The sequence below is a fragment of the Kitasatospora sp. NPDC094028 genome (assembly GCF_049543595.1).
Taxonomy (GTDB): domain Bacteria; phylum Actinomycetota; class Actinomycetes; order Streptomycetales; family Streptomycetaceae; genus Kitasatospora.
Genome location: NZ_JBMVFA010000005.1, coordinates 158,125 through 173,712, shown reverse-complemented (window position 1 = coordinate 173,712; position 15,588 = coordinate 158,125). Strand labels below are relative to the sequence as shown.

Annotated in this window: 14 protein-coding genes; 7 read left to right on the top strand and 7 right to left on the bottom strand. The window is 75.1% G+C overall.

All coding sequences use genetic code 11. From position 1 onward, the window contains the following. Nucleotides 1-430: 430 nt before the first annotated feature. Nucleotides 431-907 (bottom strand): ATP-binding protein, encoded by a 477-nt coding sequence (locus tag ACPC54_RS10870; protein WP_498963521.1) that lies wholly within the window; start codon nucleotides 905-907, stop codon nucleotides 431-433. A gap of 668 nt (nucleotides 908-1,575) precedes the next feature. Here ACPC54_RS10870 and ACPC54_RS10865 point away from each other — a divergent pair. Together ACPC54_RS10865 and ACPC54_RS10860 are read left to right on the top strand one after the other, a co-directional pair. Further along, the gene (locus ACPC54_RS10865) at nucleotides 1,576-2,271 is read left to right on the top strand and encodes a sigma-70 family RNA polymerase sigma factor (protein WP_498963519.1); all 696 of its coding nucleotides are present in this window, start codon (nucleotides 1,576-1,578) and stop codon (nucleotides 2,269-2,271) included. Then, on the top strand, nucleotides 2,268-3,461 hold the full coding sequence (locus ACPC54_RS10860) for an anti-sigma factor family protein (RefSeq protein ID WP_498963517.1): 1,194 nt from the start codon (nucleotides 2,268-2,270) through the stop codon (nucleotides 3,459-3,461). The genes ACPC54_RS10865 and ACPC54_RS10860 overlap by 4 nt, the downstream gene beginning before the upstream one ends. 45 nt (nucleotides 3,462-3,506) lie before the next feature. Here the strand turns inward: ACPC54_RS10860 and purU are convergent, their stop codons facing one another. Together purU and ACPC54_RS10850 are read right to left on the bottom strand one after the other, a co-directional pair. Then, nucleotides 3,507-4,373 (bottom strand): formyltetrahydrofolate deformylase, encoded by an 867-nt coding sequence (purU, locus tag ACPC54_RS10855; protein ID WP_498963515.1) that lies wholly within the window; start codon nucleotides 4,371-4,373, stop codon nucleotides 3,507-3,509. A 149-nt stretch (nucleotides 4,374-4,522) separates the two neighbouring features. Further along, the gene (locus tag ACPC54_RS10850; protein WP_498963513.1) at nucleotides 4,523-5,038 is read right to left on the bottom strand and encodes an SCO4402 family protein; all 516 of its coding nucleotides are present in this window, start codon (nucleotides 5,036-5,038) and stop codon (nucleotides 4,523-4,525) included. A 176-nt stretch (nucleotides 5,039-5,214) separates the two neighbouring features. Between ACPC54_RS10850 and ACPC54_RS10845 the strand changes: the two genes are divergently transcribed. Continuing rightward, entirely contained in the window at nucleotides 5,215-6,513 is a 1,299-nt protein-coding gene (locus ACPC54_RS10845; protein WP_498963511.1) for an ABC transporter substrate-binding protein, read from the top strand. A 73-nt stretch (nucleotides 6,514-6,586) separates the two neighbouring features. Here ACPC54_RS10845 and ACPC54_RS10840 read toward each other — a convergent pair whose 3' ends face one another. Together ACPC54_RS10840 and ACPC54_RS10835 are read right to left on the bottom strand one after the other, a co-directional pair. Next, entirely contained in the window at nucleotides 6,587-7,747 is a 1,161-nt protein-coding gene (locus ACPC54_RS10840) for a hypothetical protein (protein ID WP_498963509.1), read from the bottom strand. A gap of 160 nt (nucleotides 7,748-7,907) precedes the next feature. Then, on the bottom strand, nucleotides 7,908-9,284 hold the full coding sequence (locus ACPC54_RS10835; protein WP_045692381.1) for an NsdA family TPR-like regulatory protein: 1,377 nt from the start codon (nucleotides 9,282-9,284) through the stop codon (nucleotides 7,908-7,910). 410 nt (nucleotides 9,285-9,694) lie between these two features. Between ACPC54_RS10835 and ACPC54_RS10830 the strand changes: the two genes are divergently transcribed. Continuing rightward, complete coding sequence (locus ACPC54_RS10830) at nucleotides 9,695-10,399, top strand: bifunctional DNA primase/polymerase (RefSeq protein ID WP_498963836.1); 705 nt, start codon at nucleotides 9,695-9,697, stop codon at nucleotides 10,397-10,399. 526 nt (nucleotides 10,400-10,925) lie between these two features. Here ACPC54_RS10830 and ACPC54_RS10825 read toward each other — a convergent pair. Further along, nucleotides 10,926-11,618, bottom strand: a complete 693-nt coding sequence (locus tag ACPC54_RS10825) for an iron-dependent transcriptional repressor DtxR (RefSeq protein ID WP_498963506.1) — start codon at nucleotides 11,616-11,618, stop codon at nucleotides 10,926-10,928. A 220-nt stretch (nucleotides 11,619-11,838) separates the two neighbouring features. Here ACPC54_RS10825 and ACPC54_RS10820 point away from each other — a divergent pair, with 220 nt between their 5' ends. The 3 genes from ACPC54_RS10820 to ACPC54_RS10810 all read left to right on the top strand — a co-directional run bounded on the left by ACPC54_RS10820 (nucleotide 11,839) and on the right by ACPC54_RS10810 (nucleotide 14,557). Next, a complete protein-coding gene (locus tag ACPC54_RS10820) occupies nucleotides 11,839-12,603 on the top strand; it encodes a sugar isomerase domain-containing protein (RefSeq protein ID WP_498963504.1) in 765 nt (254 codons plus the stop codon). A gap of 170 nt (nucleotides 12,604-12,773) precedes the next feature. After that, nucleotides 12,774-13,679: a DUF4231 domain-containing protein gene (locus ACPC54_RS10815; protein WP_498963502.1), complete on the top strand. Its 906-nt coding sequence runs from the start codon at nucleotides 12,774-12,776 to the stop codon at nucleotides 13,677-13,679. Between the two features lie 23 nt (nucleotides 13,680-13,702). Then, nucleotides 13,703-14,557 carry an alpha/beta fold hydrolase gene (locus ACPC54_RS10810; protein ID WP_498963834.1) on the top strand — a complete coding sequence of 285 codons (855 nt, stop codon included), beginning with the start codon at nucleotides 13,703-13,705 and terminating at the stop codon, nucleotides 14,555-14,557. 10 nt (nucleotides 14,558-14,567) lie between these two features. Here the strand turns inward: ACPC54_RS10810 and ACPC54_RS10805 are convergent, their stop codons facing one another. Further along, on the bottom strand, nucleotides 14,568-15,533 hold the full coding sequence (locus ACPC54_RS10805) for a 2-hydroxyacid dehydrogenase (RefSeq protein ID WP_498963500.1): 966 nt from the start codon (nucleotides 15,531-15,533) through the stop codon (nucleotides 14,568-14,570). Nucleotides 15,534-15,588 lie beyond the last annotated feature (55 nt).

The window sequence follows — 15,588 nt, the reverse complement described above, 5'->3', positions numbered from 1 at the left end:
GAAGAGCCTGGACGGTTGGCCGGAATCCGCCGTCCGCGGGCCGCCCCGGGGCCACCCCCGGACCGCCCCCGGCGGCATCAGGACGTACGGGATCGGACGGTGCCCGGCCGCGCACCCCCCGCGCGCGGCGTCACGGGCCGCCGTCCGACCGCGACGCTCGAGTCCTGGACCCGGGTCGCACCCTCCGCGTTCGCCGAGGAGCGGCCCGCCTCCGGCGGTCCACGGCTCCCCCTGCTGACGCGTTCCCCCTGAACAGCAGCACCGTGGCGGCGGACGGACGTCCCCTCGGCGTCCCCTCGCAACGGAGAGCCGGACCCAAGCGTGATCAGTCGGATACGTCACGTCAATGGGTTGTCGGAAATTCGGAATGGTTGCGTCACCTTTCGGCCGGGTGATCGTCACCGGCCGCGGGCCCGCACTCCGGCAGCCGCTATTGCGCCAGGGCCGCCCAGTCCACGTCGGCCAGCGGGTCCACCGGCCGGGCGTCCGCGCCGATCTCGCACCACACCCGCTTGCCCGAGCCGTCCGGGTACCAGCCCCAGCGCTCGCAGAGCAGCTCGACCAGTTCCAGCCCGCGCCCGTTGGTCGCGTTCTCGTCCGCCCCGGCGTGCCGGGGGGCCGGCGGACAGGTGCTCGCGTCGGCGACCTCCACCCGCAGCGGGCCGACCGGCTCGCCGCCCGCCGGGCCGGCCCCGACGACCGGCAGGCACAGCCGCAGCACGGCCGGACAGCCCGTGTGGACCACGGCGTTGGTGACCAGCTCGGAGACCACCAGCACCACCGTCTCGGCCATCGGCGCGTCCGGGTCCACCCCGTGGTTCAACAGCCGCGACCGCACCCACCGGCGGGCCCGGCCCACCTCGGCCGGGTCCGCCTGCACCGCCAGCTGCACCTGAAGAACCTGCACCGCTCCACCACCTGCACTCGCAGTTCGGCCATGTCCCGATCGGGCCGGATCGGCCGGCCGGCGGGTCCTCGCACCTCGCCCGGTGACACCCGGGCCGTCCCGCCCGGGCGCCCGCCCGGCCTGCCCGCCCACGTCGGCTCGTCCGCGCCACCTTGTCCGCCGCACACCGGCCGCGGCACGAACTCGCCTCAGAATGAGCGGGCGGACGGGCCGCAGCAAGCGCTTCGGGCATATTCCAGCGATCGGGGGACAGGGCAGTGCATACTGTCCCGTTCACTCTCGCGAGCCTCGCACCGGCGCTCGTCCGGCCCGGGCCGACCGGCCGGGTTTCCCGCAGACCGGAACCTACCGCCGCACACCCCCCGTGCCACCGCCGCCACTCGCGAACCACCCGTGCGACATATGTCCAGCCGATCTCGAACAGCGGCATCGCCGGACCGTCCCACCAGCGGACTGTCCCACCATGTGACGATCCGCCGGCCCGGCGGCGGCAACGCCCGAGGACCCCCGGCGTCGCCGGCCGGCGACGGGGCCGGCGACGGGGCCGGCGACGGGGCACCGATCCGCGAGAGCCGGTTCCGTTCTTGCCGGATTCCCTCCCATCGCGGACCGGCCGCAAGATACCGTGGAGTAAGCCAGCGAACCCGGGCAGGAGAGGGTGGTTCCCGATGGCCGCCCCGGACGAGACCCCGCGCTGGGACGAGCGGTTGCAGCGCCGCCTCGCCCGAGGCGAGGAGACCGCGCTCGGCGAACTCTACGACCAGCTCTCGCCGATGGTGCACGGCCTGGCCGGCCGCATCCTCGGCGACCAGGCCGCCGCCGCCCGGCTCACCCGGGAGGTCTTCGCCCACGTCTGGGAGCACCCCGAGGACTTCGACCCCGCCCAGGGCTCGCTGCGCTCCTGGCTCGGCGCCCTCACCCACCGCCGCGCGGTGGAACGGCTGCGGGCCCAGCGCGCCGCCGACCTCGTCCCCGCCTGGACGGCGGGCGGCCCGGCCGACGACCCCTCAGGAGCCCCGGGAACCCCGGGAGCCGAGCGGGACGCCGAGGAGGAGATCCGCGCCGTCGCCGCCGCCGCGCGCGTGCAGTTCGTGGTCGACTCCCTGCCCACCGCGCTGCGTGAGACGATCGCCGTGACCTACTACGACGGCCGCACCTACCAGGAGACGGCCCGGCTGCTCGGCATCAGCGAGCAGGCCGCCAAGCAGCGGATGCGGCTCGGCCTGGCCCTGCTGGCCACCGAACTGGCCGAGGACGCCACCCGCCCCGACCGGCCCCACGAGCCGGACGGCGGGCGGCACACGGACGGCGGGCGGCCCGGGGACGGCGGGGGCCGCCGGGACGAGGGGGACGGGGGCACGTGACGACCACCGACGACCGGCACGACGCCCTGCGCTCGCTGCTCGGCGCCTGGGCCCTCGGCGCCTGCCCGCCGCACGAGGCCGCCGAGTTGGAGCGGCACCTGCGCACCTGCCCGGAGTGCGCCGAGGAGGCCGCCCGGCTGCGCGAGGCGGCCGGCTGGCTCGCCCTCGACGAGCCGCTGGACCAGCCCGGCTCGCTGCGCCAGCAGGTGCTGGACTGGTGCCTGACCCGCCGCCCGGCCGAACTGCCCGTCCCCGCCTGGGGATTGCCGTACACCGCGGAGACCGCGAAGCTCGACGCGCTGCTGCGCGACCTCGGCCCGCAGGAGTGGCAGGAGGTGGCCGAACTGCCCTGGCACGGCGGCACCGAGCACCTGCGCCCGGCCGAGGTGCTGAGCCACCTGACCGCCGTGGACGGGCTGCTGGCGCTCGCCCTCGGCCTGCCCGACCCCGTCCCGGCCGCCCAGGGCAGCCCGCCGTCCCCGGCGCCGGAGCCCCGGGTGCCGCCGCAGGACGCCACCGGCCCGTCCCTCGCTCCCCGGGTCCCGCCGCAGGGCGGCCCGTACGCGGGGATCGCGGCGCGCACCGCGCGGCTGGTCGCCGAGCAGGCCGGGCAGCCGCCGGGCGCGGTGCGGGCCCGCTGGCGCCGGCACGCGCACGACCTGGTGCGCAGCGCCGCGCTGGCCCCGCAGGGCAGCACCCCGGTCGACCTGGGCTTCGCGGTGCTGCCGCTGCGCGACGCCTTCGTGGACCGCGCCCTGGAGTGCTACGTGCACGGCGAGGACGTGGCCCGCGCGGTCGCCTACCCGTACGACCCGCCGGCGCCGCAGCACCTGCGGCAGATGGTGGACCTGACCGTCCGGCTGCTCCCCGGCGCGCTGGCCGGGCTGCGGGCGGCCCGGCCCGAGTACGCCGGCGCCCCCGCCGCCGGTCCGGCCGGGGAGCCGGGCGGGCGGCGGCTGCGGCTGATGGTGGACGGCCCGGCGGCCGGCGAGTGGCTGGTGCCGCTGGACGGGCCGGACGCGGGGCCGGCCGGCGGGGAGCCGGTGGCGACGATGGTGCTGGACGCGCTGGAGCTGTGCCAGCTGGCCGCCGCGCACCGCGACCCGGACCGGCTGCCGGTCGGCGCGCACGGCGACCGGGCCGCGGTCCGCGAGGTGCTGCACGCCCTGCCGCTGCTGTCGCGGCCGTAGCGCGCCGAGCGGGGACGGCCATAGCGCGCCCGGCGGGGACGGCCGTCAGGCGAAGACGACCGTCCGGCTCCCGTTCAGCAGCACCCGGTGCTCGCTGTGCCACTTCACCGCGCGCGCCAGCGCCTGGCACTCGACGTCCCGGCCGAGCGCGACCAGCTGGTCCGGGCTGACGTCGTGGGTGACCCGGGCCACCTCCTGCTCGATGATCGGGCCCTCGTCGAGGTCGGCGGTGACGTAGTGGGCGGTGGCGCCGATCAGCTTCACGCCGCGGGCGTGCGCCTGGTGGTACGGCTTCGCGCCCTTGAAGCTCGGCAGGAAGGAGTGGTGGATGTTGATCACCCGGCCGGACAGCTCGGTGCACAGCTGGTCGGAGAGTACCTGCATGTACCGGGCCAGCACGACCAGTTCGACGTCCTCCTTGGCCACCAGGTCGAGCAGCTGCTGCTCGGCCTCGGCCTTGGTGTCCTTGGTGACCGGGATGTGGTGGAAGGGGACGCCGTGGCTCTCGGTCAGGTCCCGCAGGTCGGTGTGGTTGGAGACCACGGCGACGACCTCGACCGGCAGGGCGCCGATCCGGGTGCGGTAGAGCAGGTCGTTCAGGCAGTGCCCGAACCTGCTGACCATCAGGACGATCCGCATCCGCTCGGCGGAGGAGTGGATCTGCCAGTCCATCCCGAAGGAGGCGCCGATCGCGGCGAAGCTGGCCCGCAGCTTGTCGGCGGTGACCGGCTCGGCGGCCGAGAAGTGCACCCGCATGAAGAACAGTCCGCTGTCCGCGTCCCCGAACTGCTGGCTGTCGATGATGTTGCAGCCGGTCATGAAGAGGTAGCTGGAGACAGCGTGGACGATGCCCTGCTTGTCGGGGCAGGACAGCGTGAGGACGTACTGGGCGCTGGCCGGCTGCTGTTCCACTGGGGGTATCCCGTCCTGGTCGTGCGTGGGTCGTGCACTGCGTCGTGCGCGCGTGAATGGTCCAGCGTGTCACATTCCGGACGGCCGCCGCCCCGCTGCCCACGGGCTGGACCGGGGCGGCGGGGCGGTGGCGGAGCGGGAATCGACGGTCAGACCTGGGTGAGGATCCGCAGCACGTCCAGCGACTTGGGCGCCGCGTCCGGGTCGTCCCCGTCGTTGACGGCCAGCGCGACGTGCGCCTCGCGGGCGGCCCGGACGGTCTCCGGCCAGTCCGGGTGGCCGAGGTAGGCGGCGGCCGGGGCGTCCGCGCCGACCTCGTGCAGCAGCCGGACGGCCCGCAGCACCGCGACGTCCACCAGGGCGGCCTCGGTGGAGTCGCGGAAGATCGCGCCGACGTACTTCTCGGCCGACCAGCGGTCCAGCCAGGTGTCCTCGACCAGCCGGTAGACGGCGTCGGTGACGTCGCCGTAGCCGTCCCGGCCGGTCAGCCAGGCCTCCTGCTGGAAGCCGGGGTCGGAGAGCATGTGCAGCGCGGAGCGCAGTCGGGCACGCCAGCGCCACCAGGGCAGGTCGTTGAGCGGCATACCGCCCATCGTGCTGGAGCGGTGGCCCGGACGAGAAGGGCTTCCGGCAGACCGGTGCGAAGAATTCGTGCTGGCGGACATGAAGAACGATCGTACGTTCCCCGTCCGTTCGTGCTCCACTCGCGATCTACACGCGTACCGACCCGGATTTCGGCTTCCGTTTGCCGATCGTTCGGATTTCGGCCCTCTCGGCGTGTGTCTCCGGGGCTTGGCTTGTCCCCCGGTGCGCCGGAGGGCGCCCCAGAGAGGGAAGACCGATGACCAGCCGAAGGGACCCGTTCCTGGCCCGTCCCCCGATCGCCCGGCAGCGCCGCCGACCCGCGATCGCCGCCGCCGTCAGTACGGCGGTGCTGTTCCCCACCCTCTTCTCGGCCTCCGCGTGCGGCGGACCGGCCGATGCTTCCACCAGTTCCGACCTGGTCGTGATGACCTGGGCACCGTCCGGCACGGGCGCCGCCGACCGGCCCGGCATGACCGAGCTGGCCGACGCGATCGGCAAGGACGTCAACCTGAAGGGCGGGCTGAACGGGCGCCGGCTGCGGGTGATCACCTGCAACGAGCACAACCGGTCCGAGGGCGCCAAGGCCTGTGCCCAGCAGGCCGTGGACGCCAAGGCCGTCGCCGTCATCGGCTCGTACAGCCAGTTCGGCGACGACTTCATGCCGGTGCTGGAGCGCGCCGGCATCCCGCTGATCGGCGGGTACGGGATCTCCCAGCCCGAGTTCTCCAGCCCGCTGTCCTACCCGGTCGACGGCGGCATGCCGGCCCTGATCGGCGGCAGCGGCCGCCAGCTGGTCGAGGCCGGCTGCAAGGCGGTCGCGCTGGTGCGGCCGGACACCCCGGCCGGCGACGTCCTGCTCGGCTACCTGGGCGCCGCGCTCAAGCCGGCCGGGATCAGGCTGCTGGACGTCAAGGCGCCCGAGAAGTCCAGCGACTACACCCAGGTCGCCCGCAAGGCGATCGGCAAGGACGAGCCGGGCAACTGCGTCACCAGCGCCCTGACCGCCGAGCCGACCGGCAACCTGCTGGACTCCTACCGCCGGCAGGTCCCGAAGAACACCCGGATCGCCTCGGTGATCGGCAGCGTGCAGCAGTCGGTGGTCGACTCCACCGGCGGCGACAGCGGCCCGCTGGCCGGCGCCATGGTCACCAGCTGGTACCCGCCGGAGTCGGCGAAGATCTGGGACGGGCTGCGCGGCGTGGTGCGCTCCGACACCACCGGGGGGCGGCCCATCGACGTGTCCGACCCGGGCGTGCAGACCACCTGGGTCTCGTACGAGGTGTTCCGGGTGGTGGTGGAGAAGCTGACGGCCGCCGGCAAGGACGTCACCGGGAAGACCATCGCCGCGCTGCTGGACAGCGGCGAGGGCGTCGACGTCGGCATCACGCCGCCGCTGAACTGGGGCACCACCAACATGCTGCCCAGCAACGAGTCGCCCCGGCTGGTCAACACCTGGGTCACCTACCAGGTGGTCAAGGGCGGCCGGATGACCCTGCAGCAGCCGGGCTTCGTGGACGTCCGCTGGGTGCTCACCAAGGGCAAGCCCCCGGCGTGAGCCGCGGCGCGGCCCCGCGCGCGGGAGCGCCGGTGGGCGGGCCGCAGCCCGCCCACCGGCGCTCCCGGCCGTCCTACAGGTCGCCGTCGCTGCGGGTCGGCAGGCCGGTCTGGCCCGCGATCGTGTTCCACAGCTGCGAGGCCTGCTTCTTCGCGGTGGTCGCGGTGCCGCTGGAGTTCACCGCGTTCTTGTAGTGCTGGTTGTCCTGCTTCTTCGGGTCGCAGCCGCCCTGCGCGTCCCCCGCCCAGGCCGCGTACTCGTCGTCGGCCTGCGCCGAGGCCGTCCAGGCCGCGTTCAGCTGGTCGACCAGCTGCTGGCCGCCGGGCAGCTTGTCCGTCTTCAGCTGGCTGAGCTTGGTCTGCAGCTCGCGCCGCTTCCCGGCCGCCGCCGTGAGCGCCTGCTGCGAGTCGGGCAGCTTGTCGCACTTCTGCACCGAGGCGACCGCGGACACCACCGAGCTGCGGCTGTCGCTCGCCGTGCCCAGGAGGTCCGACAGCGGCTGCGCCTGCGCCTTCACCGCCGGGTCGACGGCGGCGCCCGAGCCGCTGGCGGTCGCCGGGCCGGGGGCGGCACTGCTGCTCGCGGCCACCGGAGTGGTCTTCGGGTCGGTCTTCGGGTCGCCGTCGCTCATCAGGACGGCGACCAGGATCCCGGCCGCCGCGCAGCCCGCGACCACGCCGCCGAGGACCAGCTTGTTGGACGGGCGGCCGCCCTTGGCCGGCCGGCCCGCGTAGGTGTCGTCGGTGCCGGGGCCGTGGTCCGGCCCGTAGTCCTGGCCGTAGTCCGGCACGCGCTCCGGGCCGGGGTGGCCGGGCGCCGGGTAGCCGGGCTGCGGCTGGGCCTGCGGGTAGCCCGGGTAGCCGGGCGCGGCCTGCTGCTGCGGCACGCCGTAGCCGGGCTGGGCCTGCGGGTAGCCGCCCGCGTGCGGGTCGGCGGCCGGGTACGGCGGCAGGTGCTGCGTCTCCGGCGCCGGCTCGTAACCGGGCTGCGGCGCCCCGCCCCAGCCGGGCTGCGGGGCGTACCCGCCGTCGCCGAGGTACTCCGGCTGCCCGGACGGCTGGCCCACCGGCGGCACCCCGACCTGGCCCTGCGGGGAGCCGTACGGGCCCGGCTGGCCCTGCGGCGCCTGCGGGGCCGGCTGGCCGGGCTGGCCCTGCTGCTGGCCGGGCTCGGGGCGGAACAGGTCGTCCAGGTTGAAGTCACCCGAGTTGGGGTACGAGCGGCGCTGGCTCAACGCGATTCCTCACCTGTGCACGACCGCGCGCTGTCGGCGGACCACACCTCGTCGGTTCTTGGGAGCATCACAGTTCCTTGGACGTCGCGCCCACGCTACCGGTTCGCCTCACCGGGTGACCACGTGGGCGGAACGTTCACGCTCCCCGCACGGACGGCCGTCAGGCCGCCTCCGCGTCCGCCCTGGCGTGGAACTCGCGCACCACCCGCTGCTCCCGGTAGGGCTCCAGCCGGCGCCGGAACTCGTCCAGGTACTCCACGCCCCGGTTCGAGCGCAGCCCGCTGAGCAGCCGCACCGCCTGCGCGCCGGTCTCGCAGGCGCGCTCCAGGTCCCGCTGCTGCAGCTGCGCCGTGGCGAGCAGCACCAGGTCCACGGCGCGGCGGCGCACCCGGGTCGGCGGGTGCAGGTCGAGCGCCCGGCGGGCGTAGTGCTCGGCCTGGCCGGCCTGTTCCAGGTCCCGGTGGCAGTGGGCGAGTTCGTCGGCGAGGTAGGCGTCGTCGAAGTGGGCGATCCAGTCCGGGTCGTCCTCCGGGCGGCGCTTCTCCATCATCTCCAGCGCCCTGGCCGACACCGCCTCGCAGGAGCGGGCGTCGCCGAGCAGGGCGTGGCCGCGGGCCTCGGCGGCGTAGAACATGGCCATCGCGGTCGGGGTGGCGACGGTGCGGGCGCCCTCCTGGGCGGCCCGGGCGAGCTGGGCGATCTCGCGCGGGTTGCCGAGGGTCGCGGCGAGGTGGCTCATCGAGGCGGCGAGCACGTAGCCGCCGTAGCCGCGGTCGTCGGCGGCCTGGGCGAGCCGCAGCGCCTGGATGTAGTAGCGCTGAGCCAGGCCGGGCTGCCCGGTGTCCACCGCCATGTAGCCGGCGAGTTCGGTCAACCGGGCCACGGCGGCGAAGAGTTGGCGGCCGGTCTCCTCCCGGTAGGCGCCGCCGAGCAGGCCGGAGACCACCGAGTTGAGGTAGTGCACCACGACCGGGCGCACGTGCCCGCTGCCGAAGCGGTGGTCCAGGTCGACCAGCATCGCGGTGGTGGCCTTGATCGCGGCCACGTCGGTCGGGCCGACCCGGGGGCCGCCGGCGCGGGCCACCATCGGGTCGGGCGGGGTGATCAGCCAGTCCCGGCTGGGCTCGACGAGCGCCGAGGCGGCGACCGTCGCCCCGGTCAGGAAGTCCCGCCGGCCGACGTCGCTGCGCCACAGCTCGCAGACCTGCTCCAGGGCGGCGTTCAGGGTCGGCGCGAACTGCAGCCCGATGCCGGAGCTGAGGTTCTTGCCGTCCGCCATGCCGATCTCCTCGACCGACACGCTGCGGCCGAGCTTGCGGCCCAGGGCCTCGGCGATCACGGCGGGCGCCTGCCCGCGCGGCTGCTGGCCGCGCAGCCAGCGGGCGACGGAGGTCTTGTCGTAGCGCAGGTCCAGACCGTGCTCGGCGCCGCAGAGGTTGACCCGCCGGGCCAGCCCCGCGTTGGAGCAGCCGGCCTCCTGGATCAGTTGCTGCAGGCGCTCGTTGGGCTGTCGTGCGACGAGTGGTCTCGCGGCCATTGGGCTTCGCCTCCCCACACCCTCCGGTCCCGGCCGGCGGGCGACGATTCTGCTGATCTGTTGCCGACTGTCCGACCGTCCAAGGAATCTGACACCAGGTTAGCGATCAGCAACGCCAGCGGGATACCCACGGTGACGGGCCGCACCCCCCTTGCGCCCTGGGGAATGCTCCCGTGCGCCCCCGCTGCGCCCGGCCCGACCCCCATCCGGTCGGCGGCCGGTCCGGATGCGGGCCGCATCCGGTCCGCGGCCGTCCGCGCGGCCCCGCACCGCCTCCCGGCAGCCGGCCGGCGTCCGGCGCCGACCGGGCCGGGTAACCGGATCGGGTGACATTGGCGGACCGCGGTCGACCGGTCCCCACCCGGCCGTAACCAGCCCCACACACGGTAGTTGAGCAGCGCGTGGACGACATCCCCGACTCCCCCGACTCCCCCGACCAAGGCAAGAACGCCGGCCTGCCCCCGCTGCTGATCGAAGCCGTCAACTACGCCGAGAACCGCCACTGGGAGGTCACCCCGGGCGCCTGGCTGGTCGACGGCGACGGGCCCGCCCGCTGCTCCTGCGGAGACCCGCGCTGCGCGCTGCCCGGCGCCCACCCGCTGGACGCGGACTGGGCCCGCAAGGCGAGCGCCGGCCCCGGCGCGGTGCGGCGCTGGTGGACCGAGCGGCCGCAGGCCTCGATCCTGCTGCCGACCGGCCGGTCCTTCGACGTCCTGGACGTCCCGGAGACGGCCGGCTGCCTGGCGCTGGCCCGGATGGAGCGGATGGACCTCCAGCTCGGGCCGGTCGTGGTGCTGCCCGCCTCGCCGGGGCGGGTCGGGCGGCGGCTGCACTTCCTGGTGCTGCCCGGGGTCGCGGCCAAGCTGCCGGAGATGCTGCGCAAGCTCGGCTGGCCGCCCGGCCGGCTGGACCTGGTCGCCCGCGGCGAGGGGGACTGGACGATCGCCCCGCCGTCCCGGATCGGCTCCACCGGCTACGCCCAGTGGGCCCGCTCCCCCTCCGCGCTCAACCGCTGGCTGCCGGACGCCGCCGAGCTGATCAGCCCGCTCGCGTACGCCTGCGGCCGCGAGGCGCCGGCGCAGCGCCCGCAGCCCGCCCAGCCGGCGACGGTCTGACCGTTGGTCCGATCAGCCCACCGGTGCCCACCCCGGCGCGTGGACGGATCCGGCCGCCCCTGAACGGCCGCCCTACGCCTATCGGGTGAGGGTGCGCACGGCGCGACACCACGCGCCGCGAGTGACGGGCCTTGCCTCCCACCGGAGGCGGGGCCCGTCATACGCATGTGCGGATAAGGCTCGGAGATACCCGCTGGTCAGACGGGGGAAGCCCCCCGTACGAGTGACAGCGCTCAAGGATTGCCATGATCGGCCGAGGGGAGGAATGACGACGTGTGGGGAACGCCGGAGGGGCGCTCGGACGGGGAAGCCGGGCGCGGCGGTGGCGGGGAAACCGGGAGGGACGGGAGGGATCGGAGGGGACCGGGAGGGACGGAGGGGAACCGGAGGGGAACCGGAGGGGGGCGGGGAGGGAACGGGAGGGAACGGGGAGGACGGAAAGGCCCGCCGCCATGTGGGGGCACCTCCCAGCCGGAGGCTGGGGGCGAGTGGCGGGCCTTCTCCGTTCGATCAGCCGGGGCCCCGCTCAGGCCTGGGCGACGAACACGTGCTGGGCGATGTCCTTGCCCAGCTCCGCCGCGTTGTCCCCGGTGCCGACCAGCACGCCGCCGACCCCGGTGCTCACCCGCACCGTCGAGCCCGGCCGCACCCCGGCCCGGCGCAGCGCGCTCATCAGCTCGGCGTCGGTCTGGATCGGCTCGCCGATCCGGCGGACCACCACGCTGGCGCCCGCGTCGCCCGGCTTGACGGTGTCCAGCGTGACGAGCGCGGCGTCGAAGCCCTCGCCCTCGGCCTTGGTGTCGCCCAGCTCGTCCAGGCCCGGGATCGGGTTGCCGTACGGGGACTGGGTGGGGTGGCCGAGCATGGCGAGCACCTTGCGCTCGACCGTCTCGCTCATCACGTGCTCCCAGCGGCAGGCCTCCTCGTGCACCTGCTCCCACTCCAGCCCGATCACGTCGACCAGCAGGCACTCGGCGATCCGGTGCTTGCGCATGACGCGGACGGCGAGCCGGCGGCCCTCCTCGGTCAGTTCGAGGTGGCGGTCCCCCGCGACCTGGAGCAGGCCGTCGCGCTCCATCCGGCCGACCGTCTGGCTGACCGTGGGGCCGCTCTGCTCCAGGCGCTCGGCGATCCGGGCGCGCATCGGGACGATGCCCTCTTCCTCCAGCTCCAGGATGGTGCGCAGGTACATCTCAGTGGTGTCGATCAGCCCAGACATCGCCGCTGGCTCCGTTCCTCGGTGTCCTCACCGCCAATTCTGACGTACGGCGCCGACAACCGGGCCCGCCCGGGGCCCGCGGGAGGGCTTTTCGTCGCTGTTGACAGCGGCGCCGCCCGGACGACACGGTGCTGGCCGTAGCTTTCTCCATCGGCGCCCGGACCCTCCCGGCGCGCCCCACCCGGCCGGCGCCCTCACCGGCAGAGAGCGGAGGCAACAGATGAACGACCTGGTCGGCCGGTACTTCGACGCCGCGGTCGCGCACCTCCAGAAGGTCCGCGAGGAGGAGGCCGACACCATCGAGGCGGCGGCCGCGCTGCTCGCGGAGGCGATCGCGGATGGTCACCGGGTGTTCACCTTCGGGGCCGGGCACTCCTCGCTGCCGGCGCAGGACGTGGTGTACCGGGCGGGCGGGCTGGTGCCCGTGAACCTGCTGAACGTGCCGGGGATGGCCGGGGTGACGGGGATGCCCGCGCCGCTGGCCAGCGCACTGGAGCGGGTGTCCGGGCTGGCCACCAGCACCCTGGACCTCACCCCGGCGACCACCGGGGACCTGCTGTTCGTGATCTCGTTGTCCGGCCGCCAGGTCATGCCGGTGGAGCTCGCCCGGTACGCCCGGGACCGCGGGATGAAGGTGATCGGGCTGACCTCGCTGGCCTACCCCGGCGAGGTGCCCTCGGCGCACCCCTCCGGCACCTACCTGAAGGACCACTGCGACGTGGTGCTGGACAGCAAGATCGCGGTCGGCGACGCCGAGCTGAGCCACCCCGGCGCCGGCACCGGCTTCGGCCCGGTGTCCACGGTGGTGACCAGCGCGATCATGCAGGCCGTGGTCGCCGCCGCGGTCGGCCGCCTCGCCGACCTGGCGGTGGCCGGGGAGCGCCCGGCCCCGCCGCTGTTCCGCTCCGGGAACGTCCCCGGCGGCACCGAGTGGAACGCCCGGCAGATGACCGAGAACGCCGACCGGATCTACTACTCCTACTAACGCCGCGCCGGGCGCGCTGATCTGGGCGAATCACCGTGCCTTCCCGGCCAATGCGGGCCGCCCCCGGCCCGGTCAGGCGTACCGGGGAGCCGCCCGGGGCAGGAGAGCGGAGCGACCGGAGCGACGGGTGGGGGCCGAGCATGGCGTCTGGGGCTGGACGGACGGGGTGGGTGAGCGAGCGGGACCTGCTGCCCGGCTTCTTCTGGGCCGCCGACTCGGCCTCGCTGCGGGGGCAGCGCCGCTCGGTGCTGCTCTCCGCCTGGGAGCTGGTCCTGCTGGTGGTCGCCGCCGCGACCGGCTCGGCGGACGGCGAGCCGTGGGCCTGGCCGGCCGCCGCGGCCTACCTGGGTGCGATCACGCTCGCCGTGGTGATCAGCCGGCAGAACCCGCAGGGCCTCTGGTACGAGGGCCGGGCGGCCGCCGAGTCGGTGAAGACACTGGCCTGGAAGTACGCGGTGCGGGCCGACGCCTACCGGCCGCCGCCGCGCGCCCTGCCCGACGCCGAGGGCCTGTACCGCTTCCAACTCGGCGGCGTGCTGGGCGCGTTCCGGGGCAGCCGGGTGATGCCGGAGCCCGAGTCCGAGCCGGCCGGGATCACCGAGGGGATGCGCGAGCTGCGCGCGCGGCCGCTGGCGGTGCGCCGCGAGGTGTACCTGCGCGAGCGCATCCAGGTGCAGCACGACTGGTACCGCAGCAAGGCCCGCTACTGCGCCCGGGCCGGCCACTGGGCCGGGGTGCTGGGCGTGCTGCTGCCGGCGCTCGGCCTGGTGCTGGCGGTGCTGCGGGCGCTCGGCGCGTACACCTACGACGCGCTGGGCACGGTCTCGGCGGTGGCCGCCTCGGTCACCGCGTGGGCGCAGCTGCGCCAGTACCGTCCGCTGGCCGCCGCGTACGCCCTGGCCGCGGACGAGCTGGAGCTGATCCGCCGCCAGCTCACCACCCTGGACGTGGCGTCGCCGGACGCCGAGGAGCTGTGGGCCCGACTGGCCCGGGACGCGGAGGACGCGGTGTCCCGGGAGCACACCACCTGGCAGGCCAGACGGGAGATCCGCACCACCACCGACCGCGAACACTGAGGAGGCAGCGCGTGGCGTTACGGATGGTGAATGCGGCCGGCGGCAGGGTCCTCGCCGTCGAGTCCCTGGGCGACCCGCGCGGCCGCCCGGTGTTCCTGCTGCACGGCATGCCGGGCAGCAGGGTCGGCCCGCACCCGCGCAGCACCGTGCTGTACCGGCTGGGGGTGCGGCTGATCTCGTACGACCGCCCCGGCTACGGCGATTCGACCCGGCTGTTCGGCCGCCGGGTGTCCGCCGCGGCCGAGGACGTGCGCACCATCGCGGACAGCCTCGGGCTGGACGACTTCGCGGTGCTCGGCCGCTCCGGCGGCGGCCCGCACGCGCTGGCCTGCGCGGCGATGCTGCCGGAGCGGGTGAGCCGGGTCGCGGTGCTGGTCGGCCTGGCGCCGCGCAACGCGTCCGGGCTGGACTGGTACGCCGGGATGACGCCGTCCAACGTGCGCGCCTACCGGGAGGCGGAGCGCGGGCACGAGCAGATCGCCGACGCGATGGAGTTCCGCTCCCGGCAGATCAAGGACGACCCGGTGCGGCTGCTGAACGGGCTGCGCACCGAACTCTCGCCCGCCGACCGGGAGGTGGTGGCGGACAGCGGGCTGCGGCGGATGCTGCAGAGCAACTACCGGGAGGCGTTCCGGCACGGCGCGGACGGCTGGATCGACGACGTGCTGGCGTTCACCGCCGACTGGGGGTTCGACGTCGGGGCGATCCGGGTGCCGACCTGGCTGTGGCACGGCGCGGACGACCAGTTCTCGCCGGTCGACCACTCCCGCTGGCTGGCCGACCGGATCCCGGGCTCCGAGCTGTTCCTGGAGCCCGGGGCGGCGCACTTCGGCGCGTTCCGGGTGATGACCACCGCCCTGGCCTGGGCGGCGGGTTAGGCCCGGGTCCTCAGGTCCTGATCGGCGTGAGCGGTTCGCCGCCGCCGAGCGCCGCGAGGATGTTGTCCACGGCGAGCCCGCCCATCGCCTGCCGGGTGCGGACGGTGGCGCTGCCCAGGTGCGGGGCGAGCACCGCGCGCTCCTGGGCGAGCAGGGCGGCCGGGACGGCGGGCTCGTGCTCGAAGTTGTCGACGGCGGCGGCGAACAGCGCGCCGGACTCCAGGGCGGCGGCCAGCGCCTCCTCGTCCACCACGCCGGCGGTCATGCTGACCACCACGGCGCCGGGCGGCAGCAGGGCCAGCCGTTCGGCGTTCAGCAGGTGCCGGGTGGCGTCGCTCAGCGGGCAGGTGACGACCAGCACGGTGGAGGTCGCGAGCAGTTCGTCCAGCGGCTTCCAGTCGGCGTCCTCGGCCTGCCCGGGCGGCAGCGGGTTCCGGTTGTGGTAGCTGACCGGCATGTCGAAGGCGCGGGCCCGGCGAGCCACCGCCTGGCCGATCCGGCCCATGCCGAGCACGCCGAGCGGGGCGCCGGCCAGCTCCAGGCCGAGCAGGAAGTTCGGCGCCCAGGACCACGGCGTGCCGGAGCGCAGCAGCCGCTCGCCCTCGCCGAGCCGGCGGGTGGCGGCGAGCAGCAGCGCCCAGGCCATGTCCGCGGTGGCGGTGGTGAGCACGCCGGGGGTGTGGGTGGCGCGGACGCCGCGGGCGGCGCAGGCGGCGAGGTCGATGTTGTGGTGGCCGACCGCGTGGTTGGCGACGATCTCCAGCCGTGGCCCGGCGGCGTCCAGGAACTCGTCGTCCACCCGGTCGTCGAGGGTGGTGAGCACGGCCCGCCGGCCGGGCAGGGCGGCCAGCAGTTCGGCGCGGTCCATGGCCCGGTCGGTCTCCGGGCAGGTGGCGGCGTACTGGGCGGTGAGCCGGTCGATCACCCCGGGCGCGAGGCGGCGGGTGACGAGGACCGGGGGCGGGTCGATGGTCATGGCTCGGCAGCGTACCCGCCCCCCGGGGGCGCGCCCGTGAACTCCGGGGCGCGCC

What these genes read in the sequence shown, in the direction of transcription:
- ACPC54_RS10865 (WP_498963519.1), top strand. Translation starts at nt 1,576, where the DNA reads ATGGCCGCCCCGGACGAGACCCCGCGCTGGGACGAGCGGTTGCAGCGC.
- ACPC54_RS10850 (WP_498963513.1), bottom strand. Translation starts at nt 5,038, where the DNA reads ATGTCCGCCAGCACGAATTCTTCGCACCGGTCTGCCGGAAGCCCTTCT.
- ACPC54_RS10845 (WP_498963511.1), top strand. Translation starts at nt 5,215, where the DNA reads ATGACCAGCCGAAGGGACCCGTTCCTGGCCCGTCCCCCGATCGCCCGG.
- ACPC54_RS10835 (WP_045692381.1), bottom strand. Translation starts at nt 9,284, where the DNA reads ATGGCCGCGAGACCACTCGTCGCACGACAGCCCAACGAGCGCCTGCAG.
- ACPC54_RS10825 (WP_498963506.1), bottom strand. Translation starts at nt 11,618, where the DNA reads ATGTCTGGGCTGATCGACACCACTGAGATGTACCTGCGCACCATCCTG.
- ACPC54_RS10820 (WP_498963504.1), top strand. Translation starts at nt 11,839, where the DNA reads ATGAACGACCTGGTCGGCCGGTACTTCGACGCCGCGGTCGCGCACCTC.
- ACPC54_RS10810 (WP_498963834.1), top strand. Translation starts at nt 13,703, where the DNA reads ATGGTGAATGCGGCCGGCGGCAGGGTCCTCGCCGTCGAGTCCCTGGGC.
- ACPC54_RS10805 (WP_498963500.1), bottom strand. Translation starts at nt 15,533, where the DNA reads ATGACCATCGACCCGCCCCCGGTCCTCGTCACCCGCCGCCTCGCGCCC.